Genomic DNA, 10,937 nt, shown 5'->3' on the forward strand with positions numbered 1-10,937 from the left:
TTGCCGAACGTGACAGAGGGGCCCGCGGGCCCCTCTGTCGTTGTTGCGGTTGGCGATGTCACATGGGGTCAGGGGTGAACAGCCAGATGTGCGCCCCTTGCGGATCCGCAATCAGGGCCATGCGCCCGACCCCCGGGATGTTCATGGCGGGCACCACCACGGTGCCGCCGTGCTGGTTGACCCTGAGCACCCTGGCATCTACGTCATCCACCGCGATATAGGTTGCCCAGTGGGGTGGTACGCCGGCCATCTCGGGATTGCCCCGGGTAGATTGCACGCCGGCGATCGGCCTGCCATTGGCAACCAGCATGGGGTAGTCGCCGCCTTCCATCGCCATGGTCTGGCTCTCCCAGCCGAGCACCTCGGTGTAGAAACGGATCCCGGCCTCGGCATCGGGGAGATAGAGCTCGTGCCAGGTGAAGGTAGTGCCTTCGGCCAGGGCGTGCTCGCGGGCAATGTCTTGTTCTGCCATCGTCGTCCTCCTGTGTCCCATGCGTGGGTGCATGGATTGACGACCAAGTATTAAAGAGGCGCGGCATCCCGGCTTGCCCCAGATGGGGGGCCTTGCTGCGCAGAGGGCGCACCGTTACAATCTGCCCCCTTTTTGTCCTGCCACAGGCACCGTCAGAGCCGCGTTCCATGAAGCCAATCCCCGATCACGCCGTCAATCGCCTGCGCATCTGGCGCAAGAGCGTCTCGACCCGACCCTTTCTCGCCCGTGGCGGCAGCGTGCCGCGCTGCGAAGCCTGCCAGCTGCGCCACGACTGGTGTGCCTGCGAGTGGCGCCCCGAGCTCAAGGCCGAGGCTGGCTTCTGCCTGCTGATGTACGACAGCGAACCGATGAAGCCCTCCAATACCGGGCGCCTCATCGCCGATGTGCTGCCGCAGACCACCTGGGCGTTTCTCTGGTCGCGCACCCAGCCCCATCCCGAGCTGCTGGCCCTGCTGGCGGATCCCGCCTGGCAACCCTATGTGGTGTTTCCCGCCTGCGAGAAGGAGCCGGCCCGGCTCACCTCGGTGGTGACCCCGGTTCCCGGCAAGAAGCCGCTCTTCATCCTGCTGGACGGCACCTGGCCCGAGGCGCGCAAGATGTTCAACAAGAGCCCCTATCTGGACGGTTTTCCGGTGCTCTCCATCAAGCCGGATGCGCTCTCCACCTATGGCATGCGAGTGGCCCACTGCGACGAGCACCTGTGCACCGCCGAGGTGGCGGCCTGCGTGCTGGAGGTGGCCGGCGAGCTGGCGGCGGGACAGGCGCTGCAGCTGTGGTTCAATCTCTTCAGCAGCCGCTACATGGCGGGCCGGATCAGCCGGGCTCCTGATGAGGGCGAGATGCCGCTTCTGGGCGGATTGGAAGCCATCAAGGGGCAGGCTGCCATTCTGGATTAATCCGCTTCAGCAGCCGCTACATGGCGGGCCGGGTCAGCCGGGCCCCCGGCGAGGATGAAGCCCATCTGCAGCAGGCGCTGGCCGACCTCAAGGCCGATGGAGTGACCTGCTGCGCGCCCGACGCGGTCTGATCAAGGCGGGCGAGGGGACCGCACGCGTGCCAGCCACGCCATGGTGCACTTGATTGATGAAAAACAGGAATCAATTGCCTGCCACCGTTTCGTTGGCGTCATGAGCCAAGCCCCATTAGGATAGCGACCTGCGGTGTTTATCAGGCTCATGGCGAGCCTGCGCTGTGCGGGCCCTTGCGGGCCCCGGTCAATTTCGCGAGGCGATGGATGGAACTGGAACTCTTTACCCTGCTTGCCCTGTTTGGCGTGGCTCTGGTGGCCGGCTTCATCGATGCCATTGCCGGCGGCGGGGGGCTGCTGACGGTGCCCGCCCTGCTCGCCACCGGCATGCCGCCGGCCCTGGTGCTTGGCACCAACAAGCTGCAGAGCAGTTTCGGCTCCTTCTCCGCCACCTGGTTCTATGCCCGCAAGGGGCTGCTGGAGTGGGCCATCATCTGGCCGGCGGTCATCTGCACCTTCATCGGCGCGGCCATCGGCACCCTGGCGGTACAGACCATAGATGCCGCCATCCTGGAGCGGCTGCTGCCCTTCCTGCTGATGGCGTTTGCCTGCTACTTCTACTTCTCCCCCCGGGTGAGCGATGCGGAGAGCCAGCGCCGCCTCACCCCCATGGCATTTGCCCTGCTGGTGGGCGGTGGCGTGGGTTTCTATGACGGCTTCTTCGGGCCGGGCACAGGCTCGTTCTTTGCCATCGGCTTCGTGGCTCTGGCGGGCTTTGGCATGGCGCGGGCCACTGCTCACACCAAGCTGCTCAACTTCACCTCCAACATCGCCTCCCTGCTGTTCTTTACCCTGGGTGGCAAGGTGGTGTGGAGCGTCGGCCTGTGCATGGCGCTGGGGCAGTTCATCGGGGCCCGCATGGGCTCCAAGCTGGTGCTCAAGAAGGGGGTGAAGCTCATCAAGCCGCTGCTGGTGACCGTCTCCCTCTTGATGTCCGTCAAGCTGGTGTGGAGCCAGTATCCCGAGCTCTTTGCCTGGCTGGGCTGACGCCTTGCACAAGGGATTAAGGGATATAGAGAGGGCCCGATCCGCTGGATCGGGCCCTCTTGTTTTTCAGCTCTGAGCAGTCAGCTGCCGGAAATGGGCCTGTAGGGCCTGCACCAGGCGGGCGATGCGCTCACGCTTGAGGCTGTTTGGCCGGTAGACCAGGTGGAGCGGGCGCCCCAGCCCCGGCAGGGGACGGGCCTGCGCCCCTTGCTCGCCCACCAGGGCCAGCAGGCCGGCCGGCAGCAGCACGGGGCCAATCCCCGCCTTGGCCAGCTCGATCAACGCCAGGTAGGAGTCGAGCTCCATGGCCGGGGTCAGGCCAAGGGCCTCCAGCGGCTCGCGCAGATAGCGGTTGGAGGGGTTGTCCAGGTCCATGGTGAGGATGGGCAGCAGCCGATCGATGTCGTGTTCGTGCGCAGGCGCGGCATCCCCCACCAGATAGAAGGGCTCCTCCAGCAGCCGCTCGGTGCACAGGCCGTGGCCGGGAGGCAGGCGCCCGGCACAGATGCCGAGCAGGGCGTCGCCGCCGCGCACCCGGGCCAGGATCACCGGCGTGTGGTGGGTGGAGAGGGCGATATGGGGATCACGCTCGAGGTAGTCGTGCATGAAGCGGGCGAGATAGCCCGCCAGCAGGGTCTCCGAGCAGGCGACGGGCAGGGGGGTCTGGTCGGTGAGGATCTGGCTGTCCGTCAGCACCCCCTTCATCTCGGCCAGGCTCGGGGCCACCCGGGTGAGCAGCTCCCTGGCCTGGGGGGTGAGGCGGGTGTGGCGTCCATCCGGCTCGATGAGCTTCTTGCCAAGGCGCTGTTCCAGCTGGGCGATGCGCTTGCTGACCGCCGACTGGCTGATATAGAGGCGGCTGGCCACCTTGGCCATGGTGCCCTCGCTCGCCAGCAGGCAGAGTGTCTCCAGCCCTTCCAGTAACATGCTCTCTCCCGTCCTCGTCTGTTGAAAGCGGTTACCTTAGAGGCTGGTGGTATCAGGGGCAAGTACCGTTTGTAGCCCGTGCCAGCGGCCAGCGCCACGCCTTGACGGGCGGGGCGAAGATCACCAGGTTGCCGATGAGGCTCACCACCACGCCGACCACCGACACCGGCTGCCAGACGAACCCCTCGTAGAAGGTGGACAGGGTCAGCGCCACCAGAGGAAACAGCACGGTGGCGTAGGCCGCCTTGCTGGGGCCGATGCGCCCCACCAGGGTGAGGTAGGCGGTGAAGGCGATGACGGAGCCGAAGATGGCCAGATAGACCATGGCCGCCAGGTAGCGCGGATCGGTGGGCAGCGTCAGCGACTGACCGAGCAGGGTGACCCAGCCCAGCAGCAGCCCCACGCCGTAGACCATGCCCCAGGGCACCATCTGCAGCACGTGATAGCCCTGGCGTTGGCCGCGGGCCGAGACCAGGTTGCCGAGCGAGAAGCAGAGGGTGCCACCGCAGGCAAACAGCAGCCCCTTCCAGCCGTTTGCACCCAGTTGTGCATCCGCCAGCACGGGCCAGAACAGCAACAGGGTGCCGAGAAGCCCCAGCAAGGATCCTTGCAACCAGCGCAGGCCGGGTCTTTTCCCCTCGAACAGCCAGAGGTTGAGGCCGTTGAAGATGCTGGCGCTGGCGAAGATCACCGCCGACATGCCGCTCGGGATATAGAGGGTGGCGTGGTAGAAGCAGAGAAAGTTGGTGGAAAAGAGCAGGGCGCCGAGCAGGGCGGCGTAACGCTGGCCCGCCCAGGGCAGGCGCGGGAAACGGCCGCTCGCCGTGAGCAGGGTAAACAGCGCCAGCGCCGCCAGGGCGAAACGATAGAGCACCGAAACCTCGATGGGGATGGGGCCGAGCTGCCAGGCGATGGCGATCCAGGTGCTGCCCCAGATAAGGACGGTGGCAAGATAGAGCATCAGGTTCATGGGGTATCCGGTGAGATGAGAACGACATGGGATCAGCATGCAGCGGGCGGTGGTGGCGGGCTTACACCATCTTGCGGTTTTTTACGGGCAGCCGAAGCCTTTGCCGCCGCGCCGCGTTAAGATGGCGCACAGGGGCCATAGGCAAGCAACAAGAGGAACAGAGCGGGTGCTGCAGACTAAGCTGGCGGGAGTATTCGATGCACTGGTCAGCACGGGCGCGCGACTGGAGAACGCCTGCTGGCTGGAACCTGGCCTTGGCGTCGCCAGCTGGCGCAACTGTTACGATCAGACCCGCTATCACAAACCGGGCCACCATACCCTGAGCGTCTACTTGCAGGGGGGCGAGCAGACCGAGCGGCTGGACGGTCCGGGTGGCCACGGCGGCACTGGCAAGGTGTGCATCATGCCGGATCACCACAGATCCGAGTGGCTGGTGCGCGAGGAGTTTCGCTTCTTCCACCTCTACTTCACCCCGGCCCACCTGACCCGCATCGCCGAAGAGGTGTGCGACAAGGAGGGGCGCCACCTGCTGCTGGAGGACAAGACCTTCATCGACGATCCGCTGGCCGCCAGCCTGGTGCAGGGCCAGCTGATGCAGCTGGACTGGCAGCACCAGGTGGACAGGATGGCGCTCTCTCACGGCGCCTGGATGCTGATGCTGCACGCCTATCGCCACCACACCCGGGAGGCGCCGCCGCTGCCCGAGGTGCGCGGCGGGTTGGCACCGGCGGTGATCCGGCGGGTGCAGGAGTACCTGCTGGCCCATCTGGCGGAGCCTGTCACCCTGGCCGAGTTGGCACAGGAGGCGGGTCTGAGCGAATACCACTTCGCCCGCATGTTCGGCCAGAGCCTGGGCTGTCCGCCCCATCGCTACCTGCTGGGGCTGCGGCTCAAGCGGGCCAAGCAGCTGCTGGCGGGTGCCGACTCCCTGGCCAGCATCGCCATCCAGTGCGGTTTCTCGTCCCAGGCCCACCTTGGCAACCGCTTTCGTGAAGCGTTTGGTCTGACCCCGGGTCAGTGGCGCAGCCAGCTGTCATCCTCCTGTCACAGATAAGCGGCAGATTGGTTGGCAACGAGGGGGAGCCTCGTTCCTTCAACCCGCACAGGAGATGCCCTTGAATCATCGCAAACGTCAGACTCGCACCCGCCACCTCTGGTTCAGCCACTGGAACGCCCCCCAGGGCCGCCTTGGCATGCCGACCCCGCCCGAACCGCTCGTTCCTCACAGTTCCCGCTGAAAATCGCCACGACCCGATAGGATTTTCCCGACAACTTTGCCACTATTGCGCCATCAGGATGGACTGGATATGGCCGCATGTTTCTGGAACGCATTGAAGTCAAAGGTTTTCGCGGAATAAATCGCCTCTCGCTCGGGCTGGACCACACCACAGTGCTCATCGGCGAGAACGCCTGGGGCAAGTCCAGCCTGTTGCGCGCCCTCTGGTGTCTGCTGGGCCAGGATGCCGAGCCTTACCAGTTCAGCAGCGATGACTTCCATCAGCCCGAAGATCCCGAGCTCGAGCCGGCCCGCCACCTGCAACTGGTGCTCACCTTCAGCGAGCACAGGCCCCAGATGTGCCTGCACTCCCAGCGGCTGGCCCGCCTCGGCGCCGCCTGGATCAAGCACAAGGACAAGTTTCACCGCATTCACTACCGCGCCAGCGCCGAGCTGCAGAGCGATGGCTCCGTCACCACCACCCACGACTTTCTCGATGGCATCGGCAAGAGCCTGGCCATCGACAATGCCCACGAGCTGGTCTGTCTGCTCATCACCATGAACCCGGTGTTCCGGCTGCGAGATGCCCGTACCGCCCGAAGCGGGGTGGAGACCCTGCAGTGGGGGGATCTCTCCGAGCTGCGGCTGAGCGAGCTGGCCGACAAGCTGATCGATGAGCCCCAGCGCATCGGCGAGCCCGAGCTCAAGGAGGCGCTGCAGGCGGTACGCCAGCTGATGGATCACTACTTCAACGCGCTGGCCCCCATCAAGAACAAGCCGCGCAGCCAGCGGGAGATCGTCAACCGCCCCATGACCCTGCGCAATCCCGGCAATCTGCAGGCGCTGCTGCGCAATGCCGACAACCGGGCGCTGCAACTGGCGATGGCGGGCATGGCGGCCACCCTGCTGCAGGCGCGGGGCAACCGGGAGCTGGAGCAGGGGGCGCGCCCCATCATGATCCTGGAAGATCCGGAGAGCCGCCTGCACCCCACCATGCTGGCGCTGGCCTGGGGCCTGCTGGAACAGCTGCCGGGGCAGAAGCTGCTCACCACCAATTCGGGGGACTTGCTCTCCTCGCTGCCCCTCAACCAGATCCGCCGGCTGGTGCGCCGCCAGCAGGACATCCTCTGTCATCAATTGGGGGGCGAGCGCTACAGCAGCGACGATCTGCGCAAGATTGCCTTCCACGTGCGCATCAACCGCCCCATGTCGATGTTTGCCCGCTGCTGGCTGCTGGTGGAGGGGGAGACCGAGATCTGGCTGCTCTCCGAGCTCGCCCAGATCTGCGGCTACAGCCTGCGGGCGGAGGGGGTGCGGATCATCGAGTTCGCCCAGTGTGGTCAGTCACCCCTTATCAAGGTGGCGCGCGACTTTGGCATCGAGTGGCATCTGCTCACCGACGGCGACGAGGCGGGGGTCAAATACGCCACCTCGGCGCGCTCCCTGCTCAAGGGGGAGCGGGAGCGGGACAGGCTGACCCAGTTGCCGGCGGCGGACATAGAGCACTACCTCTACCACAACGGCTTCGAGGCGGTATTCCGGCGTGAAGCTGGCGTCGGGGGGCGCTCGACCCTCAACGCCGGGCGCATTATCAACAAGGCGATTCATCATCGCAGCAAGCCTGGCATGGCGCTGGCGGTGGTGGAGGAGGCGGAGCGGCTCGGCGGCGAGCACATCCCGCCGGTGCTGCGCCAGATGTTCGCCCGGGTGGTGGCGCTGGCCCGCGGCCAGAGCTGAGCCCTTCGTCGCAGGCTGATGCGCGGCAGGGATTGGGGATGACGGCGGCTTTGGGTATACTCGGCCCCTTCATCCGGCGCCATCGGCGCGTTCTGAATTCTTGCTGCTGGAGGCGTCATGTTCGTCCAACTCCCTTTTTGGCTCTTTCCCCTGACCGGCCTGATGGCGCTGGGGGCCCTCATCGCCCTGGGCCTGGTGCTCTGGCGCGGTGATCTCTGCCCGGGCCAGCGCTCGCGGATCACCACCCAGATCTTCTCGGTCTGGGTGATCACCGGCCTCTCCCTGATGCTGGCGGTGGAGGCCAAGGCGGCCGACTGGCTGATCTGGAGTGGCGGCGCAGCCCTGATCCTGGGAGTGGTGCTGTCGCTGGCCCAGTCCAGGCTGGAGGGCAAGCGCGCCATCCCGGCCACTCTGTTCTGGCTGCCGGCGGTGCCGCTGCTGGTCTATGGCATCGGTTTGCTGCAGATCCAGGGCTGGCTTGGCGGCCTGCTGCAGATGGTGCTGCTGGGGGCGGCCTTCGCCCATCTGATGCTGCTGCGGGCCCGTCACCGTCTGCAGGCGTTCAACACCCTGTTGCCGCTGGCCGGGCTGGTGGCCGCCATCCTGAGCCTGCTCTGGCTGGCGGTGCTGGTGGGCTGGCAGGGGAGCGGCGCCGGCCTCGACGCCCTGATCCCCGGCGTACTGACCCAGGCCGCCCTGCTGATCGCCGCCCTGCTGCTCTGGTTCAGCCCGCTCTATCGCCAGCAGGAGACGGCGCCGGTGGTGGTCTCCACCGCCCTGTGCGGCCTCATCATCGCCCAGATCGCGGCGACCAGCGTGCTGCATCAGCTGGCCTGACCGACCGGCATCATGAAAAAGCCCACCCCGGGCAACCGGGGTGGGCTTTTTGCTGGCTGTTTGCGGCCCCTGGTTTGTGGCCTCTAGTAGAAGTCATCGGCGCCGCAGATGAAGAGGCAGCTGCTGCGCGGCTGGGCCAGATACTCCCGGGTCAGCCCCTCTAACGGCATGCCGAAGGTGCTGATGTCCTCGGGCGAGGGCAGGGCGGTATCCAGGATCCGGCGCCAGTAGCCACCGACCCCCTTGGGGGGACTCGGCAGGTTGAAGGTGAGCGGCTCCCAGTAGGCGTTGAACAGTACGTAGAGGGCCAGCCGGGTTTCGCTCGACAGGGCCGACATGGCGATGGCGTGGGAGTGGGGGCCGAAGTCCGGCTGGGCGGCGTTGACCCCGTGCCAGCAGATCTCGCTGTGGCGCAGGATCTCGGTCAGCGACAGCGGCATGCTCTCCTGTTCCGGGCGCTGAAACAGGTGCTTGCGATACTGGATCAGCTCCTTCATGAAGCGGAACATCTCCTGCCCCCTGGCATCGGGCTGCCAGTGCATCCAGCAGGTGTCGTTGTCCTGGCAGTAGCCGTTGTTGTTGCCGTGCTGGGTGCGCAGCACCTCATCCCCCATCAGCAGCATGGGGGAGCCCACCGAGAGCAGGGTGGCCACCATCATGTTCTTGGCCTGACGAGTGCGCAGGGCGTTGATCTGGGGATCCTCGCTCGGCCCCTCCTGGCCGTGGTTCCAGCTGAAGTTGTGATCGCAGCCATCCCGGTTCTGCTCGCCGTTGGCCTCGTTGTGCTTGCCGTTGTAGCTGGTCCAGTCCCACAGGGTGAAGCCGTCGTGGCAGGTGACGAAGTTGATGCTCTTCTCCGGATCGGCATGGTGATAGTGGTAGATGTCCGGGCTGCCGCACAGCCGCTCCACGAACGCCATCACGGCGTTGTCATCCCCACGCAGGAAGCGGCGCACGTCGTCCCTGAACTGGCCGTTCCACTCGCGCCAGCGGGCGCCGGCCAGGCTGCCCACCTGATAGAGGCCCCCCGCATCCCAGGCCTCGGCGATGAGCTTGATGTCGGCGATGCGGGGATCGGTATCGATGGTGCGCAGGGTCGGCGCATTGGCCTGGGGCTGGCCCGATTCGTCCCGCGACAGGATGGCCGCCAGGTCGAAACGAAAGCCGTCCACATGCATCTCCTGTCGCCAGAAGTGGAGGCTGTCCATGATCATGCGCAGCACCACCGGGTGGGCGCCGTTGAAGGTGTTGCCGCAGCCCGAGTAGTTGGTGTCCTTCTGATTGGCATCGAGGATGTAGTAGGCCTCGTTGTCGATGCCGCGAAAGGAGAAGGTGGGGCCATCGTCGCCCCCCTCGGCGGTATGGTTGTAGACCACGTCCAGGATCACCTCGATGTTGGCGCGGTGCAGCGCCTTGACCATGTCGCGAAACTCGGTGAGGGGATCCTCGCCGCTGGCGTACTGGGCGTGGGGGGCGAAGAACGACATGGGACTGTAGCCCCAGTAGTTGGAGAGCCCCCTGGGTGCATCCTGGGGATCGAACTGGAACACCGGCAGCAGCTCGACTGCGGTGACGCCGAGAGATTGCAGGTAGGGGATCTTCTCGATAAGGCCGAGGTAGGTGCCGCGCAGGGCGGGGTCGACCCCCGAGTCCGGTGACTTGGTAAAGCCTCCCAGGTGCAGCTCGTAGATCACCGAGCGGGAGAGGGAGTGGGCAGGCAGCTTGTCCCCCTCCCAGTCGTAGTTTCGGGTATCCACCACCCGGTTCTTGGCGCAGCAGGCCAGGTTGCTGCCGGGGCGGGCCGCCGCCCAGCGATCGTAGTTGGCGCCCAGCTCGATGCTGCGACCATAAGGGTCCAGCAGCACCTTGTCGGCATCGAAGCGGGTGCCGTAGTAGGGGCGCCAGGGGCCCTGGATGCGATAGGCATAGCGCTGCCCCAGCCCGATCCCCTCTATATGGATGTGCCAGTAGTAGGCGGTGCGGTTGAGGCGGGGAGAGAGGGGGATCACTTCCGGCGTGGCATCGTTGGCGCTGGCAAACAGCAGCAGTTCGACCCGACTGGCAAGACGGGCCCAGATGGCGAAGTTGACGCCGTTGTGCTCGGGTGTAGCCCCCAATTGACGGCAATGACCGGCGGAGATGCGCATGATAAACCTACCCAAAACGAGGAGTTACAAACCATCTGAGTGTAGTGCGCCAGCTTGGCCCACAAGCTGCTTGCCTGAAAAAACCGCGCTCTGTTGCAAATTCCTGCGATTTATGCCGGTTTAATCTACGAATGAAGTTTTTTTAGGATATTTACTTGCAATCTGAGCGCCGGCGCCTATTATTGGCGACCTCAGACGCGGGGTGGAGCAGCCCGGTAGCTCGTCGGGCTCATAACCCGAAGGTCGTCAGTTCAAATCTGGCCCCCGCAACCATCTGAGTTCTTGCATCAGCCTTGTTTCACAATGTGTTGATAAACAAGAGAATTAGAACAGGCTACTGCTCAGCCTGAACGAAAAAATACGGACGCGGGGTGGAGCAGCTCGGTAGCTCGTCGGGCTCATAACCCGAAGGTCGTCGGTTCAAATCCGGCCCCCGCAACCAACTATTTGTATCCATGGCAGGCAATGCTCTGCGGTGGAGACGAAGACAGCAAGGGGCAACTGCTCTGTCTCTTGTGGTGGCAATACAATTCGGACGCGGGGTGGAGCAGCTCGGTAGCTCGTCGGGCTCATAACCCGAAGGTCGTCGGTTCAAA

The 10,937-nt window shown here is 65.1% G+C and carries 10 protein-coding genes, 2 tRNA genes and 1 pseudogene; 9 read left to right on the forward strand and 4 right to left on the reverse strand.

Translation table 11 applies throughout. The features are described from left to right. Positions 1–58: 58 nt before the first annotated feature. The gene (locus tag AB5Y94_RS05325; RefSeq protein ID WP_124250978.1) at positions 59–472 is read right to left on the reverse strand and encodes a VOC family protein; all 414 of its coding nucleotides are present in this window, start codon (positions 470–472) and stop codon (positions 59–61) included. Between the two features lie 167 nt (positions 473–639). Here AB5Y94_RS05325 and AB5Y94_RS05330 point away from each other — a divergent pair, with 167 nt between their 5' ends. The 3 genes and pseudogenes from AB5Y94_RS05330 to AB5Y94_RS05340 all read left to right on the forward strand — a co-directional run bounded on the left by AB5Y94_RS05330 (position 640) and on the right by AB5Y94_RS05340 (position 2,507). Next, positions 640–1,389, forward strand: coding sequence for a tRNA-uridine aminocarboxypropyltransferase (locus AB5Y94_RS05330; RefSeq protein ID WP_124250977.1), 750 nt, complete (start codon positions 640–642; stop codon positions 1,387–1,389). Positions 1,390–1,394: 5 nt separating this feature from the next. Further along, positions 1,395–1,520: pseudogene (locus tag AB5Y94_RS05335) on the forward strand (DTW domain-containing protein); the annotation flags it as partial. Positions 1,521–1,727: 207 nt separating this feature from the next. Then, a complete protein-coding gene (locus AB5Y94_RS05340; RefSeq protein ID WP_010634092.1) occupies positions 1,728–2,507 on the forward strand; it encodes a TSUP family transporter in 780 nt (259 codons plus the stop codon). 66 nt (positions 2,508–2,573) lie between these two features. Here AB5Y94_RS05340 and AB5Y94_RS05345 read toward each other — a convergent pair whose 3' ends face one another. Next, on the reverse strand, positions 2,574–3,434 hold the full coding sequence (locus tag AB5Y94_RS05345) for a LysR family transcriptional regulator (protein WP_279974500.1): 861 nt from the start codon (positions 3,432–3,434) through the stop codon (positions 2,574–2,576). Positions 3,435–3,486: 52 nt separating this feature from the next. Further along, complete coding sequence (locus AB5Y94_RS05350; RefSeq protein WP_124250975.1) at positions 3,487–4,404, reverse strand: DMT family transporter; 918 nt, start codon at positions 4,402–4,404, stop codon at positions 3,487–3,489. 166 nt (positions 4,405–4,570) lie between these two features. On the opposite strand from AB5Y94_RS05350, the gene AB5Y94_RS05355 reads away from it, so the two are divergent. The 4 genes from AB5Y94_RS05355 to AB5Y94_RS05370 all read left to right on the forward strand — a co-directional run bounded on the left by AB5Y94_RS05355 (position 4,571) and on the right by AB5Y94_RS05370 (position 8,194). Continuing rightward, positions 4,571–5,458, forward strand: coding sequence for a helix-turn-helix domain-containing protein (locus AB5Y94_RS05355; protein ID WP_042049339.1), 888 nt, complete (start codon positions 4,571–4,573; stop codon positions 5,456–5,458). A gap of 61 nt (positions 5,459–5,519) precedes the next feature. Then, complete coding sequence (locus AB5Y94_RS05360) at positions 5,520–5,642, forward strand: hypothetical protein (protein ID WP_254902163.1); 123 nt, start codon at positions 5,520–5,522, stop codon at positions 5,640–5,642. A 77-nt stretch (positions 5,643–5,719) separates the two neighbouring features. After that, the gene (locus AB5Y94_RS05365) at positions 5,720–7,357 is read left to right on the forward strand and encodes an ATP-dependent endonuclease (RefSeq protein WP_005300490.1); all 1,638 of its coding nucleotides are present in this window, start codon (positions 5,720–5,722) and stop codon (positions 7,355–7,357) included. 117 nt (positions 7,358–7,474) lie between these two features. Then, positions 7,475–8,194 carry a hypothetical protein gene (locus AB5Y94_RS05370; RefSeq protein WP_010634088.1) on the forward strand — a complete coding sequence of 240 codons (720 nt, stop codon included), beginning with the start codon at positions 7,475–7,477 and terminating at the stop codon, positions 8,192–8,194. Positions 8,195–8,277: 83 nt separating this feature from the next. Here AB5Y94_RS05370 and glgX read toward each other — a convergent pair whose 3' ends face one another. Further along, positions 8,278–10,341, reverse strand: a complete 2,064-nt coding sequence (gene glgX / locus AB5Y94_RS05375; protein ID WP_368205142.1) for a glycogen debranching protein GlgX — start codon at positions 10,339–10,341, stop codon at positions 8,278–8,280. 196 nt (positions 10,342–10,537) lie between these two features. On the opposite strand from glgX, the gene AB5Y94_RS05380 reads away from it, so the two are divergent. After that, positions 10,538–10,614 (forward strand) — tRNA-Met (locus AB5Y94_RS05380). Positions 10,615–10,706: 92 nt separating this feature from the next. Further along, positions 10,707–10,783: transfer RNA gene (locus tag AB5Y94_RS05385), tRNA-Met, on the forward strand. Positions 10,784–10,937: the final 154 nt, after the last annotated feature.

This window comes from Aeromonas sp. s5 (assembly GCF_040907865.1).
In the GTDB taxonomy this organism is placed as follows: domain Bacteria; phylum Pseudomonadota; class Gammaproteobacteria; order Enterobacterales; family Aeromonadaceae; genus Aeromonas; species Aeromonas dhakensis.